Origin of the sequence: Haladaptatus caseinilyticus (assembly GCF_026248685.1) — an archaeon.
GTDB classification, from domain to species: domain Archaea; phylum Halobacteriota; class Halobacteria; order Halobacteriales; family Haladaptataceae; genus Haladaptatus; species Haladaptatus caseinilyticus.
Map to the genome: position 1 here is coordinate 59,256 of NZ_CP111039.1, position 20,960 is coordinate 80,215.

Sequence of the window (20,960 nt, forward strand, 5' to 3'; positions counted from 1 at the left end):
GTAAGGGTACTTCTGAAACCATCCTCAAAAATGTCACATTGTTGTAGAAAACAATCGGAGTAATCATTGTCTATTGTTCTTCGATAGTCTTCTTAATTTGGGAAACAAGCTGTGCATTCGCAAACCCCATGCGATTATAAAACTCAATTACGAGATCACCACACGCTTCAAGACACCAATCTGCAGTCTCGTGTGAGAGATACGACTCTGGTTCTCGGTTATCTACTTCCCAGAAAGGATTCTTTTTGAGATCCATTGGCAAATTCACAGGGGTTTGGAGAGGTTCCTCGCTATCATACCAATCTGGATCAAAATGGACGAGTTTATTCCGTATCGCCCTCACTGTCGCTGCGCCTTGAAAGGGGTTATTTCCTTTCGCAAATCGTTCTCTCCCGTGATACATTAACATCAATTGGTATTTTCGAAGTGTTGGTTTCGTTTGAAATTCACGTGGTTCAATATCCCGAAGGCCAGAGAATATCTGGTAAACAATTTCCTCAGATGGAGCAAATTCCCGAGCTTCTTCTTCCCACGAATTAACAGAGACCATGAGTTTGTCATAGAATTCGTTGATGACGGATTCCAAGAACGCCATTGAACTGATGATGGAATTGGAAACGTATCCGTCATGCGCAACTCTAGCGGCTGAGTCGCTCTCAAATCGATCGCCCAAACTATCGCTCTCGTATTGATTTTCAAGTTCTTTGGCATCCTTAGACAGAATTTTTGCGGAGTCTAGGTGAACATGGGCGAAGCTGTTTTTCATCCTCATACGTTAATCATTGTCCCCAGTTGCGTCGTCGTTTTGATCATTTTCTGATCCATTGTCATGGTTACAGATATCATTTTGATAAGAACATAGCTCACAAGCATTATAAGGATAGTTATTATCCAAATGGACTTTCATTTCGGTTAGATTCTTGTATCAGCGCTGGCTGGTTGAGCCAGTTTGAGAAGAGAGCAGTCCAGTGGTTTTGATGTCTATACTCAATCAAGAACAGCTCAGTGAAACATTAGAGACGGTGAATCTTGAATGTTGGAAGAACGAGCGGACGATTATTCATTCAGGTAGACACAAGAATTCTCCAACTTTTCGGCGTACAACGCTCATATCAGACGATTTTTCAGAGGGTACATCGGCTGGCTGACAGCGTCCCTGATCCGCCGTCGGCGCAGCCGCACGGGTCGCGGTTGACGAAACTGCTGTCAAACCCAATGGTATGGTCGGAATGTACGCCGCAATAGACACCGAAACAAAACTACTTCTCGATATTGCCGTGTTTGATCACCACGGTACCGAGGTGGTGGCTAGGTTTCTCACTGTAGCGGACGACAACCGTCTCGCAGGTGTTATCTGACTAGGGTCTTTGCCCTGTAGCGGACGATGGGTGTAAATATTGAACCATAATTAAAGAAAGCAACTTGGATGAGAACATAGCAGGATTTTAATATATTGACGCTATTCAGATTAGCAGATGGAGTATTCTCGTCAAATCGCCGGAGAAAAGAAAGGGATTACCGGACTGTGCTACTTGGATTCTGATGTCGGCCTGAACTCGACTACGCGCTTTACTGGGCAACTGGAGTTAGACACCGAATCTGCTCCTGATGATGCCACTATTCGATTGGTTGCAAAACATGGAATTGAGGTTTCTCCATCTATAATCGAGGCATCTAGTGATACAGTAGAAGAAGATCTTGATTTCTATATCCCCAAAGATGTTACTGAGATTGTTTTATTGGTTGACTGGCTTGATACTGAACTTGAGAGTATCAAAGTGAACTTTGGTAATCGGACATTGCTTTCGCTAGGGCTTAGACTTCTTGAGACAGAGATCGCGGATTCATACACTACAAAAGAGCTAATTATGGAGTATATGGATGATAACAGAGAAGATTGGGCTCTGCTCAATTTCACTAGTAATCTAAGCCAATATATTGAGTTTGATGATTACTTATTTGTCCTTGAGAATATTAGTAAATATTATGATTCGGTCAACTCCAGTCTTAGTCTCAAACTTGAAACGATTCTAAAACGGTTGATCCTCGGAAAAAATGGTGGTCCCAGACATAAGATAGAAACTTATACTGATTTCGAAGAAGCACTAGAGGCAATTAATGGAATACACGAAAGGGCGGATATCGATCCAGAACGTGTGCTGAGATTTGCAGTTGAAGATCTTCATGAAAATGAGAACGTTGCAGGTCTAGTGGAATTGGTCGACAAAACAGAAATTGTAGAATCATATCCTGATACATTATCTGGAAATGCAAGAGATATATTAATCGCTGAGCAAATCGAACGTAAAAGTGCATCAGGCGTCCGAGAAATTGTTCGTCGGAGTAGCGATAATCTCGTAGATGAATTTGATCAAAGTCACTATGACGATATCATAGATGAGGCATTCAGTAAACCACGCGAGAACCAGGCATCCTATTGGTTTGATGCGATTGAGTATGCTGTAAAGGATATCAAAGATACCGGATTTAAATTTGTTGTTGCGAATTACCTTTATAGTGCTGCTGAAAAGCGGAAAAAAGACGAAGAATGCTACTATTTTGTTCCAAAACTATACAAATCGGCTGCACTCTGGTATCAAGACATCGACAATAGTGCGACCCAAAGAGCTCAGTTCAATTATTATCAACGATTAGGATATTACCAATATGCAAATCAGAAAATTGAGGCCGCTAGTGAAACGTTCCGAAACGCTATCGAAACAGGGCTCAACACAACAGGAGAGTATAGTGAATCGCATTTAGAGTGGATTGCCCGCTCTGTCATATACAAGTCATTGGCCGATGCGCGTACGTTGACTCGAGATGGCGGGCGTGAGGAAGCAGTAGAGATGCTCGAAAGTCGACGAGAGCTATTTCTTAGCCTCGAAGACATGCTTCCTGATAACCAAGCTCAGATCAAATCTGCCCTAGGAGGAGAGATCTATCGGATTCAAAGCGACATCTTACTCATTGAAAATGAATACCAACGTGCTTCTGATAAGCTTGGGTATGCGATCGGTCTTTTCAGAGAGGGTGGTCTCACCCGAGCAGGAAATTCGTCGCTTAAGAAAAAGCTGCGCGTTGATTCTGTATTGAGAGAAATTGAGGGACAATTCGATTCAGCGGCAGAGCAACACGAGGATATCAGCACTGATGCTCGATTCAGTCAGAGAAGACAACAACAGCATAGAGAGCAAGCTCACATCTGTAAAGCAAAATCGTATGCGATAGGTGGACGATATGTGGACGCTTTGGATGAACTAGCTGAGACCTATAAACAATCTGGCGTGATCCAGCCCGATGCGGGAAGTTTAGCTACTCTAATTTCACTTGTCCGCGACTATGAGTCAGGAGATGTGACTAATGCTGCAGCGGTACTCAGTCAATTAAAAAAACGGACTAATGACGGCTCAAATAGAGATTTCCTGATGGCTGATTATGATTATATCGAGTCTGCTGTTGTCATTCTCTCTGCCCAGCGGCTCTTGAAAACAGACATTCATGCAGATTTCCTTGATGCTATGGTGAATATTGCTCTGAATCGAGGTGTGACTCCTTATACAACTACGAAAGTTACTCAAGAAACTGAGTTAAGTCAACTATCTATGGATCATCTATGGCGTAGTTTACTTCCACGTCCAGTAGCAATCCGTGTCGAGGAAATTCTTCTCGATGAGGAGATAGCTACCGGGAATTACAAAGGAAACGCTATGCTCTTAGCGGAATTGCTTGAGGTATATTTAGCAATTTTTGTCGAATATCACGCCTCAACATTTTGGGGGGATAATTGGAGACAAGAGTTAGACCCCGATGAGGAAGGTATGAATAACGAAGATGAAGATTCAAATAAACTTGCTCTCGGTACTCTGGCTTCATACTTTAACTCTAAAGGAGCGGACAATCTCAGGTCTGCTGAAGAAGTGGCAGATCTATTAGGATCTCCTGTGGGAGGGTTCAATAACCCTATAGAAGCCAGAAACAAGCTTGATCATGGCTATGAAGGATCCATTTCAGAACACACGTATAATGATATAAAGGAACGAGTTCTTTCTATTCTTCGCGTTACTGCTCAAGAAGTGCCGATAATGACTACAGTCCAGTCAAGCAATTCATTTAATATTTTCACTATGAGAGTGCATTGGTTCCAAGGGATACAATACCTGCTGCTACAAACTGAGAGGAATCTTACTGAAGGAGAATTGTATTACCTACCGCAGTCTTTGGCCCATGAAGATAGGATTGCTGTAAGCACTGATGAAGACTTAATCGTGGAGCCCACCGATCCAAGGATAAGCGATCAAACTCGGGAAGATGATCCAGCAGAAGTAAATTGGGATTTAAGAGATGGACAATAAATCTATTTGCTACTTCGACCAATCCATACTCCTACTCTCAGAGATCCACATACTGTAACCAATATGAAAGGGTTTCGTCGTCCACAACTGTACTCCCTTTTGGAGAAGCGTGGTAGAATGTACATAGAGGCCGTCGACTACAACTCGATATGTGCTCTGCGCTCGCTGCCGGCGGTTGCCTTTGGCGTAGATAACTCTCGAACGAGGACAGAACCAATGTACGATTCGATAGCAGAGATAGGTAGCAGAGTGAGAATCCTTGGCAAAAGCTCCACAACAATCTCTCAAAGGATAAAGTGACTTGCTGAGATGGGGCTGCTCGAAAAATCCGCCTCAAAACGCGGATATTACCAAATCACGGAAAACGGGGATTCGCTATCTCCACGGTGATCTCGATGCTGATGACCTGCCCCGACCATAGGATAACTAAGCCGTTAGAGCTATTGCATCTTAATCTTACTTGCATAGGGTACTGTTTAGTTTAGCGATTCTGTTATAGAGTGGCGTTTCAAGGTCTCTAACGTGAGTGGCTGACGAACCACCTTGTGTTACCATGACTATTTTTTCGGTGAAGCAATCAAATTCAGTCTTCTCACGGTGCAGCCGATCTCAATCCCAAGAATCAGTTACTTTCGAGCAGTGCGTAAAACTCCGTCAATCGTACCGCTGTCGCTTGGTTTCCCTTATCTAGACAGTGCCTTGTATAGCCACACACCAAGTCGAAAAATACGTTTAGTCATAAACGGTTGTCGCCCTCTAACGTCATCAAATTCGCCGAATATCTCCCATTCGCTTTGTTTATCCCTTGATGTCGTTCGTGAAGGAAGACAGGGCTAAATCATTCATCGTTTTCTATTTTGATCTCAATAACTTCATATTGGGAATCAATCCCATGTGCTTAGTAGCAGCCCCTCCATTGATGCTGACAGATAGAAAGTATCTCGAAATTCGCCGTTGTCGAGTCGGAGTCTAGGTTTTCCCAAACCAAGATCATTGAGTTCTTCGTCAATTGTTAGATCATGAGGTGATGGTTCCATTATCTTTGGCTTGCTGTTTGATATTCCCTATCCTACTATCACCTGCGGATAATCATCTGTAAAGATTGATTCGAATCTCCTGCAGGTGCTGGAAGATAAACACTGATGTCGATTGTCGACAACGCTACAGCAGTCAACACTTCAATGAAGGTGGCTGACGGAAACTTAAAACGGGCGAGACTCCTGCTGAATGAGGAATATTCAAGTCAGTGTTGTCGGACAATTCATATGTAATGAAATATTCTGACCGAGAGTTTAAATCGATTGAGGACTATCCCTCTGAGAACACTCTTACTGTAAACGTAACACATGAACAGCTGAAATCACTAGAGCAGGATTTCAAAAATCAAATTGCTATATCGCCGTCTCGGAAAGAAGAGGGTGATACCGGTTACGACGTATCTTTAGAAACAGCCCGTGAAATTGTTTTTCAACATAAAAATCCAAAGATCACCGTTTGCCGAAATGGCAAAAGATGGGTTAATTTCAAAATTGATCCAGATCAGTGTCTGATGCTTGGCACCCTCTATAATCAACAAGAAGCCTACTATGCGCTTCCAGTTGTCCCTGAGAGAGCCGAAATCTGTCAAGGGCTTGATCGCACTATTTTTGTAGACATATGGGAAATATTTTGTAAATTTGGCTCAGAAGATCCATCTCGAATTTATATTTCTTACCACCATAAGCCAAAGAGCCAAGATATTGAGGTGGTGGGAAAAATCTCTGGAGGGGACTTCAGGGATATGAATAATGATTGTTATTTTGATATCACTTTAGATAATGGTTCACTAGCCTCGGCGACCCACTGGGGGTCGTTGCGACAAAAACTGGGCAAAAATGAGCAGGGAATACCAATCCGTGGTAAGAACAGTTCTTCGTATCCATTTAGTCAAGCGACAAGCCCAGATGGGGGCGAATCACCAGATGATCATTGGGATGCGTATACTTCAGCTTACCAAGGTTTCCTATGGCGACGTAATCTGATTAAGGATGTAGTGGATGCTATACGTGGGCAGAAGATCTCACTCTATCAGCTCAGTGAATACGTTGATGCCACTCCTGTTGAATTGATTGAACGATTTAGCGATGACCCGGAATATGAACAGGAAGAGATTCAGCTTACAGATCTCACCAATACTGAACTAAATCAACTAACTGACGAACGTCTCTTACAGGTAGCAGAGCCACCTGAGGAGTTTGATGCTCTCCTCAATAATATCGTACGACGCAGTCAAATAGCAATTGAAGACGAGTGGGCTATTAAAGAAACTGATTTTGGGTCACTACGACCTCGATTCTGGCGTTTCGCGATCAACATGAGTAAGTCGAAATACCCGCTTACGTACCGTATTAGACGTTTACAACGGCTAATCATGGAAAAGGGGAATAAAGATCACCCTCTCCCGATACCCTGACAGTCATTGATCAGCCAGTAGCGTGATTCAGCGAGATGACCTTCTTCCTGTCGTCTCGACGCCTGCGGAGGTATACGCTCACTCTCTATTCGGTTCAACTAAGCGGTTCTCCGAGACATTACCGATATCGCATTAGACTGAAGAGCCGTCAACAGGTGGTGACGAGAACAAGGTCGGACGACCCGAGGTTCAGCAGTACTACTCGCTCAAAGAGCAGGACATAAGGGTGGACGCGGCCGTCGTCGACACGACGAACGAGTTCACCAAGGACGTGTGCCTCTGAGCCTACGATCACAACGCGAAGTTGATCAACGGCGAGGAACTGACGAACATGGTCGAGAAACACGACGAAATGTACCTGTTACCTGGCTTCGGGCAAGTAGAAGCTCGAAAGCTAGATCCGGATCAGTGGCTCGATTTTAGCTCTGAGATACCGAGCAACCTTCACCGTGTTGAACGGCCTTATTTTCCAAGAATCCTGCGTGCAAATTCCTGTGAGGTAGAGCGCAAATCGATAGTGCGACTTCCACGACGGTCTCATCTATACAACGACTAAAGATCATCGGAAACTGCCCAAATCTGATCGAAGTATCTATCTGCAGCCTCGATCGCCTTTTTATCCTGTGTCAATAAACCAGCGTTAAATTCGTCCATTAGTTGATCCCTTGTAAGATCAGCTGAAGAAAGTAGTAACGAATTCTTATCAGAAAGAATCATTCTCGAATGTAGTAGATGGTTTGTTCGGACGTGTCGGTTACTAGCTCTGTTTAATTGTTCTATTGCGCTTTTTGCCAACCTGGCCCTGTGACCACTTACATCACCTTTTGGTTTGGAAATTATTTTGATGGACAAATTTTTATTTTCTTCTGATAAATCTATTATATCTTCGTGGAGCATATCAACATATGGTGAAGATATTTTTAATACCTGCTCAGTTTTTTGGATTAATCTCTCAATTTCAGTTCGAATTGTGTTGATGTGAGTTCCACTCTTGATAGGAGGAGAAGTTTCTAAAAATGACGAGCTGACCTTTTCTAAACGTTGTTGTGCTAGTTCACTTTCCCACTGATGCATTGACTGAGATACCTTTGGTCCCTTCGAAGTTTGTAACAAGCCATTGAGGACGTATGCAGACATTCTTTTAGCAGAACGATTTGATTCTGAATATTGATTAATTAACCAGGATGCAGCTCTTTCTATATTTTCTTCATATCCAGAGACCTTTGACAATGCACTAATAGCAAACGAGGAAACTTTTGGTGTATAGCCTTGTTTGGGTGTAGATCCCGGGCTATTTTCAAAGTAACCTTTGTCATTCTGGAGATTTACTAGATCATCTGCTAGCTCACTAATCCTCTCGCGATATGTGTAGTAATCGTAGTCACAAACGGCTGAAATTCCGATTGGCAAATTGTAGGCAGGATAAAGAGTTGGGGGATTATTAAGAAAATATTCGATTGCTTGCAGAGTTCGTTGAGAATTTGGCCTTGCAACCACAAATAGACTCAACGGGCCTGTATGATCTTCCCCTTCAACCCAATTGAATTCTCCTCGCATTGTCTGTTGGTCTTTAAACCACTGGATAATTTCGTTTACCCATTTGCTTTCTTGCCAACCATCGATATCAAACTCATCTAGTAGCTTAAAGGCATACCATACCCTATGAACTTCATCTGTGATTTCATCCCAATTCCAAAATTGATCAGAATCATATTGACAAATATATTCTCTAACTGATTTAGATTCGACTTTATTTAACGCGTAGAAAATGACGCTATCTTTGAAATCTAAAGGAACCTCCGAAGAGTAATCGGTATAGTATTCGTCATTTACATACAATGCTTCTTGAACGATATCAGAGCAGGTGTCGACTAGTTGCTCATTCATAAAACTATAAATCTGCTCAAAGATCCTATATTTTTCTATAGTACTACTATGTCATCAATTCCACTATTCAGGACTGTCGACCTTCGAATAGATGATTAGATGTGTCGTTGATCAAGAGTGATATTTGATATTAATATAAATCATTTTTAGTTTTTATTTCTCTTAGGCACTTCCTCAGGAACAAGTTCATACAATCCACGATGAATTTGCTTAACAACATCAGCCATTTGGAGATCACGAAGCCGTTTTGAGATGAGTTGTCGACTCTCGCCGGTTTTAGTCGCGAGATAACTTGGAGTACCACGGCCCTCGCGAAGAATCTCGATAATCTCCCAATGGAGTTCGTCGAAATTTTCTTCGTTTGCCATTCTATGAGTAGTCATTCTGGAGCAATGGTTATAATATCTATCCGTTCTATCAAAGGTGTTTCTACTATTTTCTACATTTGCATTTACAACGTAAATACTAAGAGGGTAGCTTGCATAATATGAGTCAGAAGTGCGGCCCCGCCTGAAAAGGCCGGTGCTTGGAACACCGACCGCGCTTCGGCCACACCGAAGCATGACTGAAAACACGCCTACTGTTGAAAAACGCATCGACTACCAAACACCCCGTATCGGAGGACACCACTAATGGCGTCCTTCGATGAGAAACCCAACGGCGGGCTCGTCTCTCTCGAGGCCCAATTCGGCGAAAAAGTCTTCCACCCAGTCAAACGCCTCGAACCCACACCCGACACCGCCGCCCAAGACCCCGACCAACCCACACCCGACACCGACGAGCCACTCACCCGCGCGTACCTCGTTGAACTCCGCGTAGGGTTCCAAACCCGAACCAAGACCAGTAGCCAAGCGCCCTACCTGTACTGCATCTACGCCACGCCGGACTGCCAGCAATTCTTCGAACGTCGCTGCCCGATCAACTACGGCGAGGAGGGCTTCCAGATTCCCGAGGACACCGAGACCTACCGCTCGGTCGCCACCACCAAAACGGGCAATCCACAGCTCCCTTCAACACCACCGGGTGAAACCGACGCCGAAACCCGCACACACTATCGGCACATCCTCGAGCGGTGTTACGACATCGACGCCATCACCCACACCACCACAACTGAGGTGTGCGCGTAAATGCACCCCCGAGAACGCCCTCTCCAGAGAGCGCCAGCCATCGGCGGTGAGGGACGATGACCCGCACGTCCACCTCGATCACCGCCGAGGAGATCGAAAACACATTCGAACGCTGTCCACACTGTGGCACCTACGCGGTGCAGATCACCGACTCCCATTACTGTGACAGTCGGTTCACGAGCAACCTCACCGACGCCGAACGCGACCAGCGCATCGCTGGTGACCCCTATCCTGCCGATGAGACGGTCGCCATTGTCGATCAATTTGTAGGCGACGCCTTCGCCTATCACGAACTCGACGCGGACAACGACCCACACTGTACGCTGCAGACCGACAACCCACTCGCCTATTGCACTCGCACAGAGGCACAAGACGACCAGTACGCACCCTGCCAGCTCTGTCAACGTCTTCGCGAAAAACGGGAGGCCGACCAATGACCGACCGAGAGACGGTGCTCGCTCTCGAGTGTGCAGATCCGGTCCAGATTCACACAAAAAAGCGCACGCTCACGGGCGTGATCTATCAGTGTGAGCATTCGGAACCCGAACTCGCCTGTCGAGGGCCAGAGCCTGGCGAGCACGTCCTGTACGTCGCCACGCCAACGCATGACCTCTACAGGCTCCAGTACGCCTACTACAACGAGATCGAGCACACCAAAGCTACACTCGAACACTACGATCTCTCGCCGAATGGCCGATACACCTGGCTTCGGACGGGTGCGCAGGTCGAGTGCATCACCAACCCGAACGGAGGTGAGAAGGCGTGAGTACCCACGAGCATTCGATCATCCCCAAACCACTGAATCCTCGCGATGCCGATTCACTCGTCCAGCAACTCTCTCCTAGTGATCGCGTTCGCATCACCACGACTGAGTTGCCACGGACGATTCTGACGGTAAGAGAAGTACACCCCATCACGAGTCAGATACCACAGCTTGTCCTAACGGCCCCACCGATGACGACGACGGCACAGGACGATATTCAGCAAGCCACCTTCCACTGCACGACTAGCCACGCCGATTCGCCAATGACTGTTCTCGAGTACACCCACACCGCTACTGACACGACTCCCCGCTGTATTGGTTCGCTCACTACCATCGCACACTTCCCACGGCTCTCGACGCCGACAGAGGACACCGCGGCCACAGCGGAGGTGGCTGCCAATGAGTAACACCACTCCGTCCGGAGCTTCCAGTAGTCTCGAAAATGTCTCAGTCAGCGACCTCGCCAAGCACGTTCAATCGCTTACTGACCGTGTTGACGACCTTGAGCAAGAAGTCGCCGAGAAAGACGAGCGAATCGACGATCTCGAACAGCGAGTCGATGAGCTCGAAGACTATCGCACCGAGGCGACGAAAGAGCATGCTCAGGACCGACAAAAGCTCAGTCGTCTCAAAGACACGACCGAGTCCATGGAATCGGACATCGACGACCTCGACGAGATAGAGGAGAAGAACGCCCGTGTGCGAGCGTCGGTTTCGCGTATAATCAATCTCGTACGTGATTACGAGACCGAAGAGAGTGTTGACGATGACTCTCCGAACCTTGCCGCGGAAGCAACCAATGCAGGTCGCCAGCTCTTCGAGACGGTCCAGCGTTCGGAACAGAACACCGAGCTCGTCAACTTCCGCGAGAAGCGCGCCGAGAGTCAGCAAGTCGAAGACAAGTACCTCAACGTCCTCGAACACGCGAAGAACGTCGCCAAGACAAATGATGTGATGGTCGCACGGTTAGGCTATCGAGAGGTTGCGACGCATTACGGCTGTGCGTACAAGAACGACGGCTATCGCGTCATGGAGGAGATGGCCGAACGGGTGCCCGGCGTGACCTACAAGACGTCGCGAACGTTGTCGGTGGACGACGCAATGGGTGTCGGTGGTCATCACATCGAAATCACGTTCGCCCACCCCGACCTCGCCGGGTGGATGCGAGCACACGAAGCTAACGCGGGAGGGAACGGAGGGCGCTGATTATAGCGTTGTAATCACGGGGGTTCGAAGAACCCCCGCTCGAACCACGCCACCACACGAGATTCACACCGCTTTGCCGGTGACACATGGTGGTACTAGTTGGTTAGTTACGGTGGAGTGCGTCTTTTTCTGCGTCTATTTCTGCGAAACGGAGGGGGTCGCTCTCGCGATCCCCCTCTATTATAACGTTATAATCGATTGCTCTCACTAGCGACCGTCGAGGACGGTTTAATTGAGATCGTGCCGACGTGGTTCGATCTGACGAACCAGTAGTTGAACGTCACCCATGTCCTACAAAGTCAGAACGTTCGGATCCTTCGCTCCGTGAGCGCGCGAAAATAGCGGGGCAGTGCGAACTATGTGTGTTCGTCCAAGAACTGTTCTGCGGTGTCGTCCCTGTCGCTGAAGTAGTCCTCAGCGATGTCCAGCGCGGTTCGCCTCGTTTCCGGATCGTCAAGTCCGGGTTCAAGGATGGCTGCGGTGGTGTCGGTAAACGAGATCCAATCCGGCCGAGTTTCTTGATTCATGAGTGCAGCGTATACCTCGACGACCAGACTGGGATGTGCCTCGGCATAGTCCTCCAAGTATGATTCGACCGTCTCCCAGGCCCGTCTCTCACGCGCGATGAACGGGGCGGTGTCGATAATCAAGGGTGCTATGTCTTCGAACGCAGTCCGCTCCGAGATCAGGGGGAGCCACTCGACGAACCACTGGAACTCCACGGCGTAGGCGTCCGCGTCATCGACCTGCGTAATCCGCTGTTCCCACAGTGCTTGGACTTTGTCCCAGTCATCGCGCATCTCATCGTTGTCTTCTCCCCACCGCCAGAGCTGCCACGCTACCTGTCGGGCCAGGTCTGGTTCCTCCTTGTCGTAGAGATAGGACAGGAGGCTTTGGCGGTCATCACGTTCATCGTACTCGTTAAGGTAGTCGTTGAGTAGGTGGGCTGCAAGTCCACGTTCGACCCCATGGATGGCCGTGTTCTCACCAGCGGCGAGCATGTCGATGCCGTGGAGGTAGCAGGGGCGAAGGTGGTCGAACAATGTTTCGTGCGGCCGACTGTATGCAAGGTAGGCGTCCCAAATGGCGGAAAAAAGGTTTTTGGCGCGGAGGGTCTGGTTGCGGGGGAACAGCGTGTCGAAGTTGTCGAGGACGAGGTTGTGGTCGAAGCTCCAGATGGTGTTGAGCCAGCGTCCGATGGTTGCACGGGTGGAACGGGATTCTTGCTGCATTATGGTCTCGATTCGCTCGCGGACAGCTGGCTCGAAGCCGGATTCCTGCTCCTCGGTGTACCCCTCGTAGCCGCGCTGGTTGGCGCGGCGGGCGGAGTACATGAGAAGTGCTCCCAGGGCGAGCGGTCGAACCGAGTTTATCGCCACGTGTGCGGGGTCGTTGTAGCCGGCGTATCCCTCCGGGGGATGTTCGCGTTCATCGGTCGGGTCGGGGTCGTCGAGCTGGATGAAGAGAATCTGCTTGATCCGGTCGTTGTGGGCGTGGATGGATTCGATTGTGTCGGTGCTGTACGCCTCGCGGAAGAGCCGTGCGACATTCATGCGGGCCGATTCGGACCAGTCTTCGGGGTTCGTGGCGACGGCCTCGCAGAGATCGAGGAACGGTGTCCACGGGAAGTCGGATGGGACGGACTCAGGGTCGTCGTCGATCTGCTTCTGTAGTCCGCGGAGGAGTTCGCTGACGTACGTGGAGGGGGCATCCTGTAACCGGGGGATGTCGTCTTGGAACGCAGTGGCCTCTTCGAGGATTCGCGGGATGGAGGCTTCGGCGAGTCCTCGTGGGCTGACCTCGGAAAGTCCGCCGGTACCGGATTCGCGTTCTTCCCAGCCGGTCGTTTCGAATGGTTCATCGATGAGGTAGTCGATGAGGTCGCTGGGAGGCATCTCCCTGGTTTCCTCTTCGGGAAGTGGGCTTTCCTGTGAGACGGATCCACCACTGGTCTTGACGAGTGAGAGGACGTCGTCCGGTTCTCCGTACTCGTCGATGAGCTGGTCGAGGTACTGGGCGTGTTCGTCCGTGAGGTTGTCCCTGATCAGCCAGAGTCGGTCGCGGGCCCATCGGGCTATCTCAGCTTCCGCGAGTTCGTCCGCCGTGTAATCATCGAACCGTTCACTTCGCTGTTCAGCGGCTTCTTCTATTGAGGTGCGAGTGGGGACGTCGGTGATAATCTCGATGACGCGGAGTTGATCTTCCTCGGACAGAACCGTGAACCCGTCTCGGAGGAGGCGGAGGAAGTCCTCTTTTGTCCAGACCTCCGTGTAGTTGGATTCGTCGAGGAGTTCGATCCTTACAGGGCCGGGATATTGATCCCTATACTCCTTGAGCACGTAGAGTCCGAGCCGTCGAAACAGGGTGATGTCATCGAGGTATCGTTCGATGAGGTCGTGGTGCGACTCCTCCGCGGGGTTCTGTTCGAACCAGTGGTCTAACGCTTCGCGGTGTGTTCTGATGAGCAAGATTTTGAGGTCGGTTGAGCTCTGGTTCGACAGGTCTGAGCCCGCGATGCTGGTCGTTATCGGGCCCACAATCGCGTTGATGTCCTTGTCCTGAATCTCGGATTCTATCGTGACTGCTTCCCGAAGGCGCGATTCAAGGACGTCGATCGCGTTCTCTCCTTCTGCTTCGACGAGGGTGTCGAGGGTTTCATTCAACACGGATTCCAGACTGTAGAGGTGGGTGACGGGTTGAGCCCTGTTGGATTCGTCGTCGGTGGGTTGGCGCGGTTGGAGGAGTGCGTCGAGCAGGTCCAGACCTGCGCTGGTTTCACCAGCTTCGATGAGATCCTGGAGAAGTCTGGTTGCTTGGGTGTCGTGCCAGTCGGATGGCGTTTGTGTGACGGAGGCCTGAACGACATCGACGAGGTCCGCCGCGACATCGAACGGTAGTTCACGGATCACCGTGACGACCAAGCCGAGCGAGTGGCGATCGTCTGTCTGGATGTCCCGAACGATTTCGGCCACGATTTCGGGATGGTATGGTGCGAGGTCGCGGAGGTAACCGATCAGGATGTTAGGAGGGTCGGTATAGTCGCCCCGGTCGTGGAGGGCTTCTGCCCAGGATACGTGAGTGTTACTGTCGAAAAAATAGTTGTAGAGTGTGTCGCGGTTCTGGAGGTTGTCCAGTATGAGACTTGCGAATTCGTCGTTCCCGGAGATGTCCCACGTCTTGATCTCGTCCAGAATCGTCTTGGCGGTGTAGTCGCCGAGGCCCGTTTCGTCGTCGAGCATCTCTTCGAGGAACTGTCGAGCGTGGTCGGCGGTGTCGGAGTTGACGGGTATGGCGCCGATCTGGTCGGCCGTGTCGCCTTCGCTCTGCATATAGAGCACGAGCATGAACCGGAAGATGTCTTTTCCCAGCCGTTCATCGAGCCGGGATGTGACCTCTTGGATGGGCCTGTTGTCCTGCACGGCGTTCCAGGCGTAGAGGTACCGTTGGAAGTCGAGGTGGCGGAACCGGTACTTGCGGTTGCCGGGTCGGTCGGTTGATTCTTCGATGACGCCCCTGTTTATAAGTCGTTGGTCAATCCAGTCCTGACTGGTGCCGACGGTAAATATATTGAGTCCGTCAGACTGATCCTCTATCGCGTCGACGGCATACTCGACGAGTCGTTCGATGATGTCGTCACCGCTCCGTGTCCCATCATTCGGGTGATCCTCGCGGCCGAGCTGCTCCCGGAACTTATCCCAGAGCGATATTTCGCCGCTGATGCCGCTGAAATCGACACCGTCCTTTGCGAGCTGGGCGATGATATCGAGGTTCTCGATTTTCCGGCCGATCTGGATGAGGTCGTCGCTCGGTGATTCTCCGATTAGTTCCTGGACGTGCTCTTCTGCGTCTGTCGTTCGCAGTAAGCCGATGGTCAAGCGAGTGGTGAACGATTTTGCGTTATCCAGTGGTTCGTATTCTCGTCGGACGGTGAGGTCGTGGTCACGGCAGCCGAAGGCAACGGTGACGTTATCAAGGTTTGTGACATCTAGGATGAAGTCGCGGTAGACGTTCCCGGTCTCGCGGTCGATATCATCTAATTGGTCAACGATGATAAGGATGCGGTTGAGGACAGCGACCTGTTCGATGGGGCGTTCTATCCCGTCGTCGAAGCCGAGCTCAGTCGAGAGCTCTGACCGGTTCCTGACCGTCGAATGCGCGCTGGCGTCGATGAACAAAGTGTTTCCATCCCATTCGTCTGTAACCCTTGCTAGGACGCCACTTTTGCCTACTCCACCTTCTCCGGTCACGATCACGCTTTCGCCGTTAGAGAGCTGTTCTAATGCACGGCCAGTTTCTGGCCGATCGATGTGGCCAATTCCTTCAATTGTGGTCTGTATCCGGTTCAAGGCGTGGTCCGCCTCATCTGAAAAGCGGCTCTTTATTGTTTGCAAGCTTGGATATCGGTTTTTCAGTGCGCTCCTGTTGGATATTATCATAAGGAGTGTCGCAATGCTCAAGACGTTGAATCCGGCTGCAGCCTCGATTATTGAATATTCGAGCGGTTCTGGCCGAAGGAAGTTCAGGAGGACGTAAAGCACAGCTACGCCGATACCAGTCAGGAGTAAGTAGAGGAGACCTGACAGTATGATACCTGTCCGCTGTCGGAATCTTTTCTTAGTCGTGTACTGCGAGGCGTCATAGAGGAAGTAGAACGCGAGGGCGATACTGGTAGCAAATCCGGCTGCGAGTACACCCAATGCCCAGTCTGTCCGAGATATTTGTGGGCCGATAGCGCGAAATCTAAACAGGAGAAGAAGGACAATGGCTGCTACTCCGCGAACGACGATATGGTTAGCGAAATCAAGCTCCCCGCCAAATGTAGTATATTCGATTATCACCTCCTTGAGGCAGGAGAGATACATATTGAGCAAATTCTAATGCGAGTATTATAATAGTTTTGTGATACCAACGTACGAATGTGATAGGATGGTTCTGACCATTCCACTCCGAACTGGGTAGACGTGAGGGGACGTTGTCTTCGTGGTTGACGTTACCGAGCATGACGGGAGGATCGGTTTAGATACGCACATGGGAATCACTCGGCAAGACTTTTACACGCACAAATCACGAGTGATGAGAAGAGATGGTATCGAGAAATGTCAAAGCACTCAAAGCCGATGGCCCGGCCACTCCTGACGAACTTCCAACGACGGTTAGCCGCACAGACAAGGAGGCAGGACTCCACAAATTCACGCTGAGCGGCGGCCACGGGACAGGTTCCCCAATGGGTGGGCGAATTACACCGATTTACTACCTTCCGACCCACGACCGCGAAATCGTGATTCAGGCGTTCCTCGATGCGAATCCCGGTCTCGTCGAGTCAAAAACGAAACGCGGGCTCCACCGTGCGATTCGTGCACAGGGATGGTCGTGGCAGGACGCCGCTCGCAACGTGACCGAGGACTATTACAAAGACACAGCAGAATCGAAAAGCGATCACCCCCATTCGGAGTACGAGATGCCGGATCACGAGTGTGATTTCTGTGGCGAAACAGTCCCACAAAGCAAATACCCCCAGCACCTCCGAACTGATTGTCCGAACACGGGGACGTAGCCGACTGTTTCGAGCGTTGGTGAACAGAGCGTCACGAACGATGGCGGGTCGGTCGTCTTGAAAGCAGAGTATTGCTGATAATGAATGAGAATTAGTGGAAACGATGAGCCCCGATACGAACGGTCTCATCCCATATTATCGTATAAAAATACCTCTTAATCCCATGATTGAAATTATCATAACGTGTTGATTCCAATAGATTTTAGCCGGTAGAGACACTTACTCTCAGGAAAGGTCGTCCGCCCATGAATCGATCTCACGTCACTTCCCTCCTCATTACAATGTTCGCTATAGCGGTTCTCGGTATTGCCGCTAGCACGTTACAGTCTGCCCATCCAGCTAGCAATCACCAGGAAACGGCTGTAGAGACTCCGGAGGGGTCTCACGCTGGCGGACAGGCAAGCTAGAGTCAGTCACAGTCCGGTGGACAACCAGTAACCCACTTTGTCTTCCCCGAGTTAGACATGGAAAAGGGCCTGAATGACCGTCGGGTACAATCAGGCAACGCACTCACTCGACTTACACTCGGGATAGGGCTCTTACTCTTCGGTGCAATACTCGACATTTGGTATCTCACTACCGATGATGTGCGTGGCGAAACAGTACCCGACGAAGGGACTGACACGGTAGTTACCGAGCCCGAGTCGTCCACTCCTCGATGATAGTCAACGATGCACCACTGACGAACGACGTGTATCGAGCGTGGCGATCCATGATCACGTCTCTCGGCTCACCGTGGGAAAATCAAGAAACACCCGCAGAACTCGAACAACGCGCAATTACAGCACGTCTCCCGGAAGCACCGGTACACGAGTTAACCGAGTTGTTCCGCTCGGTTCGGTATGGTGGATGACATCCGACCGATTCCCGCGAGCGGCGCGCACGAAGTGCACTCGACGAGATTCAGCAGTCGAAGGACGCGAATGACACTGATTCCGCTGTTTTCACGTCGGAGAAATACAAGCGGTGGTCTTTGCTATTCTGATCCGTAATCAGTAAGTCGGAGTTTTCCCTCGACTTCGTAAAGATGGCCTTGTTGTACAATCGTTCGATGATATCTTCGGCAGTAGGCCGCTCAAGATCTTCTTCCTCCTTCAAAATCGTATAGGCATGCTCGTAGGTGAACTCTTCTTCATCCGGAAGTCTCTTCGCGAGTGCATCAAGTGCGTCTTGCGCAAGTGGGGTGAGTGGCGACGTCTCGTTTGGACCCATTCGTACGACCAAATTCGAGGACGCGATAGGTAAACCCTCGGACAGAGTCTAGTCGTGACACTACCAGCTCAGTGTGACAAGGGGAAAAAGCAGACAACATGGATGCATGGGTTGGGATGAGCACAAGAACCCACGTCACCTGCTGGGTTACGCTGACTGCACTTGACGCTTCGTACCCGACGGATAAAGAGTTCAGCCAACCAGATCGGAAGTGAAACTGAAGACACGGGAGGATTTGCGACACCAACGTTTCTCACCACCAACGCCGAGAGTCCATCTGCCAAGACGAATCTTCTTAGGTTAGTATGCCATACTAATCACCAATGCCCAATAAAATCAAACGATCCGGCGATGGCCTCGCTCTCCAGGTCACAAAGCCTGCACGAGCCGCCGGACTCGTTGAACAGACCGACGACGAGCCGACCCGTCTTGCAGACATCCGCGTGTTTGCATTCGATGGTCTCCTCCTCGTCATCGACCTCAACCGCATCACTGATGAGAATATCGTCGAACTCGCAACGTCAGCTGCGCTCGACACCGTCTCGATCCACCGAGTTGCAAACGCCTCACTCCAAATCGCAGGCAATGGATATCAGGTGCAACTGCCGGGTGCTACAGATGCAGGATTTCACGTTGGTGATCGAGCGCCCTGCACGCCAGCGCCGAATCTGCTCGTGATTGCAGCAGAGGGATCCAAACGAGTGGCAGCAGATATCGTGACGATTCGGAAAGAACAGGTCTGAAAGGAATCGCGCCGGAAGTTAGTATTATATACTAACCATAGCCCAACCGTTTTCTTTTTGCTACCCTTCGGTACACTCTGATTCCACATTTCTCATACCGGCACTGTATGACAAGTCGGAGATGTGCGTATAAACTTTATATATTAGTGGCTACTAAGGGTATCCATGGAGAGTGGGAGTATCCAACAAGCGGAATCAACAGGAGGCGAAGAAACATCCGAGGCGACAATACAGGTACCTGTACCAGCCAACAACGCAAATCTCTATCGGCACAAAGCAACGGATGAATTACTCCAATTTTTAATAGGCCGTCCTTTCGAGGAGTATACAATCCGAACACTTGCGTCGATCGTAGACGTCACACATCGAACTGTCGGAAAAGCAGTCAATGTGCTCGCGTCGAATGACCTCGTCCACATCCGACACAAGGGGAACAAGAAACTCGTCAGTATCAATCGAGAGCGTGTGACGATTCCAGACAATCCGTTGCTCCGTATCCCACAGACAGAATTCCACGCACCGGTACGAACTGCCGTTGAGACACTCGCTAATGAACTCGATGATGTGCTCGGAATGCTCGTCTACGGGAGTGTCGCACGTGGGGAAGCCGATCGACAAAGCGACATTGATCTCTGGATACTGGTTCGCGAACATCGCGGACGCAACCAACGACGCGCAGCTCAAATCGGTAAAGAACTCGCCTCACAGCAATTCAATGGAGAACGGTACGACTTTCACATTGTGGTTGAATCTCCTGCGTCTGTACCGGCACACACCGAAGACATCGCTGAAACGGTCGTCTCCGGGATCACGCTTTCTGAGACTGGAGAGTTCGAGAAATTCCAATTGATAATGGAGGATCTAGTCGATGAGTGACGATCCAAAGGTGGTTACAGATGTACTCGAAGAGGCGCATCGGTCTTTTGAGCGAGGTGGAACCCCAGAAGAAGGACTTGCCGAGCTCACTGAAGAGGAAGCACAACTCAAAAAGGCATGTCGACTGATTGCTGCCGCACAAACCCTTCAAGACCAAAATGGCTACCATACAGCGGTCGTCGAACTTGCATTCGGAGCAATTGAGCGGTCATTCGAATTTTACGCCATCGCGATGAGTGACGATGCGGTTCATGATTTTATGGATCACGAGTACGCGTATCAACGTGCCTTTGAACTGGGAGTGATCAGCGACGATTTGAAACAAGACTTCCAAGCACTGTACAACGAGAACCGAGCGGCGTCGTATTATTCCGGGCGGGCGGTTACCGCTGAGCAGGCAGATGCGATGCTCGAACTTGCGATAACGATACATGAGTTCCTACGGGATCATCCACGAGACCATTTCAACTGCCTTTGTGGATGAAAAGAAGAAGAGCTCGCGACGACGGTTGGGCTCTACGTCCTTTGTGAAATCTCATTCGGGAAGGCCGCAAAACGCACTGGTGTTACTCGCTGGGAGATGGAGCAAATCCTCCAGGATGCAGGCGTTGAGCTTCGCCTCGGTCCACAAACCAAAGACGATCTTGACGACGAAGTTGACGTTGCACTCGATATTGAATGAGCAAGCCATTCTCTCGCCCTCTTTTCCTTGACGAAACAGTATTAAGTGACATCCTCACCCGCCCCAAAGGATGGGGGTGCCTACGATGGATCCTGTTTTTCTG

The 20,960-nt window shown here is 49.7% G+C and carries 17 protein-coding genes and 2 pseudogenes; 14 read left to right on the forward strand and 5 right to left on the reverse strand.

The features are described from left to right. Positions 1-70 precede the first annotated feature (70 nt). Entirely contained in the window at positions 71-772 is a 702-nt protein-coding gene (locus tag OOF89_RS17280) for a hypothetical protein (RefSeq protein ID WP_266080787.1), read from the reverse strand. Positions 773-983: 211 nt separating this feature from the next. Here OOF89_RS17280 and OOF89_RS17285 point away from each other — a divergent pair. The 3 genes and pseudogenes from OOF89_RS17285 to OOF89_RS17295 all read left to right on the forward strand — a co-directional run. After that, positions 984-1,319: pseudogene (locus tag OOF89_RS17285) on the forward strand (IS6 family transposase); the annotation flags it as partial. A 156-nt stretch (positions 1,320-1,475) separates the two neighbouring features. Further along, on the forward strand, positions 1,476-4,355 hold the full coding sequence (locus tag OOF89_RS17290) for a hypothetical protein (RefSeq protein WP_266080788.1): 2,880 nt from the start codon (positions 1,476-1,478) through the stop codon (positions 4,353-4,355). A gap of 1,270 nt (positions 4,356-5,625) precedes the next feature. Next, positions 5,626-6,807 (forward strand): hypothetical protein, encoded by a 1,182-nt coding sequence (locus OOF89_RS17295; RefSeq protein ID WP_266080790.1) that lies wholly within the window; start codon positions 5,626-5,628, stop codon positions 6,805-6,807. Between the two features lie 552 nt (positions 6,808-7,359). Here OOF89_RS17295 and OOF89_RS17300 read toward each other — a convergent pair. Both OOF89_RS17300 and OOF89_RS17305 read right to left on the reverse strand, forming a co-directional pair. Continuing rightward, positions 7,360-8,694, reverse strand: coding sequence for a phospholipase D-like domain-containing protein (locus OOF89_RS17300; protein ID WP_266080791.1), 1,335 nt, complete (start codon positions 8,692-8,694; stop codon positions 7,360-7,362). Positions 8,695-8,840: 146 nt separating this feature from the next. Continuing rightward, positions 8,841-9,062: a helix-turn-helix domain-containing protein gene (locus tag OOF89_RS17305; RefSeq protein WP_266080792.1), complete on the reverse strand. Its 222-nt coding sequence runs from the start codon at positions 9,060-9,062 to the stop codon at positions 8,841-8,843. 264 nt (positions 9,063-9,326) lie between these two features. Here OOF89_RS17305 and OOF89_RS17310 point away from each other — a divergent pair, with 264 nt between their 5' ends. From OOF89_RS17310 to OOF89_RS17330, 5 genes are read left to right on the forward strand one after another with little or no spacing between them, the layout of a single operon-like run. Then, positions 9,327-9,821, forward strand: a complete 495-nt coding sequence (locus tag OOF89_RS17310; protein ID WP_266080793.1) for a hypothetical protein — start codon at positions 9,327-9,329, stop codon at positions 9,819-9,821. A 56-nt stretch (positions 9,822-9,877) separates the two neighbouring features. Further along, positions 9,878-10,258, forward strand: coding sequence for a hypothetical protein (locus OOF89_RS17315; protein WP_266080794.1), 381 nt, complete (start codon positions 9,878-9,880; stop codon positions 10,256-10,258). Beyond that, complete coding sequence (locus OOF89_RS17320) at positions 10,255-10,587, forward strand: hypothetical protein (protein WP_266080795.1); 333 nt, start codon at positions 10,255-10,257, stop codon at positions 10,585-10,587. The genes OOF89_RS17315 and OOF89_RS17320 overlap by 4 nt, the downstream gene beginning before the upstream one ends. Continuing rightward, positions 10,584-10,991 carry a ubiquitin family protein gene (locus tag OOF89_RS17325; RefSeq protein WP_266080796.1) on the forward strand — a complete coding sequence of 136 codons (408 nt, stop codon included), beginning with the start codon at positions 10,584-10,586 and terminating at the stop codon, positions 10,989-10,991. The genes OOF89_RS17320 and OOF89_RS17325 overlap by 4 nt, the downstream gene beginning before the upstream one ends. Further along, positions 10,984-11,790, forward strand: coding sequence for a hypothetical protein (locus OOF89_RS17330; protein WP_266080797.1), 807 nt, complete (start codon positions 10,984-10,986; stop codon positions 11,788-11,790). The genes OOF89_RS17325 and OOF89_RS17330 overlap by 8 nt, the downstream gene beginning before the upstream one ends. 356 nt (positions 11,791-12,146) lie before the next feature. On the opposite strand, the gene OOF89_RS17335 is transcribed toward OOF89_RS17330, so the two are convergent. Next, positions 12,147-16,652, reverse strand: coding sequence for a hypothetical protein (locus OOF89_RS17335; protein ID WP_266080798.1), 4,506 nt, complete (start codon positions 16,650-16,652; stop codon positions 12,147-12,149). 221 nt (positions 16,653-16,873) lie between these two features. Here OOF89_RS17335 and OOF89_RS17340 point away from each other — a divergent pair, with 221 nt between their 5' ends. Both OOF89_RS17340 and OOF89_RS17345 read left to right on the forward strand, forming a co-directional pair. Continuing rightward, positions 16,874-17,344, forward strand: coding sequence for a hypothetical protein (locus tag OOF89_RS17340; protein WP_266080799.1), 471 nt, complete (start codon positions 16,874-16,876; stop codon positions 17,342-17,344). A 658-nt stretch (positions 17,345-18,002) separates the two neighbouring features. Beyond that, positions 18,003-18,197 carry a DUF4129 domain-containing protein gene (locus tag OOF89_RS17345; RefSeq protein WP_266080800.1) on the forward strand — a complete coding sequence of 65 codons (195 nt, stop codon included), beginning with the start codon at positions 18,003-18,005 and terminating at the stop codon, positions 18,195-18,197. 50 nt (positions 18,198-18,247) lie between these two features. On the opposite strand, the gene OOF89_RS17350 is transcribed toward OOF89_RS17345, so the two are convergent. Continuing rightward, positions 18,248-18,556 (reverse strand): hypothetical protein, encoded by a 309-nt coding sequence (locus tag OOF89_RS17350; RefSeq protein WP_266080801.1) that lies wholly within the window; start codon positions 18,554-18,556, stop codon positions 18,248-18,250. Between the two features lie 323 nt (positions 18,557-18,879). On the opposite strand from OOF89_RS17350, the gene OOF89_RS17355 reads away from it, so the two are divergent. The 4 genes and pseudogenes from OOF89_RS17355 to OOF89_RS17370 form a co-directional block, all read left to right on the forward strand. Next, positions 18,880-19,299 (forward strand): hypothetical protein, encoded by a 420-nt coding sequence (locus tag OOF89_RS17355; RefSeq protein WP_266080802.1) that lies wholly within the window; start codon positions 18,880-18,882, stop codon positions 19,297-19,299. 165 nt (positions 19,300-19,464) lie between these two features. Next, on the forward strand, positions 19,465-20,175 hold the full coding sequence (locus tag OOF89_RS17360) for a nucleotidyltransferase domain-containing protein (RefSeq protein ID WP_266080803.1): 711 nt from the start codon (positions 19,465-19,467) through the stop codon (positions 20,173-20,175). After that, positions 20,168-20,659 (forward strand): DNA-binding protein, encoded by a 492-nt coding sequence (locus OOF89_RS17365; protein WP_266080804.1) that lies wholly within the window; start codon positions 20,168-20,170, stop codon positions 20,657-20,659. The genes OOF89_RS17360 and OOF89_RS17365 overlap by 8 nt, the downstream gene beginning before the upstream one ends. A gap of 24 nt (positions 20,660-20,683) precedes the next feature. Beyond that, a pseudogene (locus OOF89_RS17370) lies at positions 20,684-20,857 on the forward strand (UPF0175 family protein); the annotation flags it as partial. Between the last annotated feature and the right edge of the window lie 103 nt (positions 20,858-20,960).

Coding starts and splice junctions, on each gene's coding strand:
- OOF89_RS17280 (WP_266080787.1), bottom strand. CDS start 772: ATGAGGATGAAAAACAGCTTCGCCCATGTTCACCTAGACTCCGCAAAA.
- OOF89_RS17290 (WP_266080788.1), top strand. CDS start 1,476: ATGGAGTATTCTCGTCAAATCGCCGGAGAAAAGAAAGGGATTACCGGA.
- OOF89_RS17295 (WP_266080790.1), top strand. CDS start 5,626: ATGAAATATTCTGACCGAGAGTTTAAATCGATTGAGGACTATCCCTCT.
- OOF89_RS17300 (WP_266080791.1), bottom strand. CDS start 8,694: ATGAATGAGCAACTAGTCGACACCTGCTCTGATATCGTTCAAGAAGCA.
- OOF89_RS17305 (WP_266080792.1), bottom strand. CDS start 9,062: ATGGCAAACGAAGAAAATTTCGACGAACTCCATTGGGAGATTATCGAG.
- OOF89_RS17310 (WP_266080793.1), top strand. CDS start 9,327: ATGGCGTCCTTCGATGAGAAACCCAACGGCGGGCTCGTCTCTCTCGAG.
- OOF89_RS17315 (WP_266080794.1), top strand. CDS start 9,878: ATGACCCGCACGTCCACCTCGATCACCGCCGAGGAGATCGAAAACACA.
- OOF89_RS17320 (WP_266080795.1), top strand. CDS start 10,255: ATGACCGACCGAGAGACGGTGCTCGCTCTCGAGTGTGCAGATCCGGTC.
- OOF89_RS17330 (WP_266080797.1), top strand. CDS start 10,984: ATGAGTAACACCACTCCGTCCGGAGCTTCCAGTAGTCTCGAAAATGTC.
- OOF89_RS17335 (WP_266080798.1), bottom strand. CDS start 16,652: ATGTATCTCTCCTGCCTCAAGGAGGTGATAATCGAATATACTACATTT.
- OOF89_RS17340 (WP_266080799.1), top strand. CDS start 16,874: ATGGTATCGAGAAATGTCAAAGCACTCAAAGCCGATGGCCCGGCCACT.
- OOF89_RS17345 (WP_266080800.1), top strand. CDS start 18,003: ATGATAGTCAACGATGCACCACTGACGAACGACGTGTATCGAGCGTGG.
- OOF89_RS17350 (WP_266080801.1), bottom strand. CDS start 18,556: ATGGGTCCAAACGAGACGTCGCCACTCACCCCACTTGCGCAAGACGCA.
- OOF89_RS17355 (WP_266080802.1), top strand. CDS start 18,880: ATGCCCAATAAAATCAAACGATCCGGCGATGGCCTCGCTCTCCAGGTC.
- OOF89_RS17360 (WP_266080803.1), top strand. CDS start 19,465: ATGGAGAGTGGGAGTATCCAACAAGCGGAATCAACAGGAGGCGAAGAA.
- OOF89_RS17365 (WP_266080804.1), top strand. CDS start 20,168: ATGAGTGACGATCCAAAGGTGGTTACAGATGTACTCGAAGAGGCGCAT.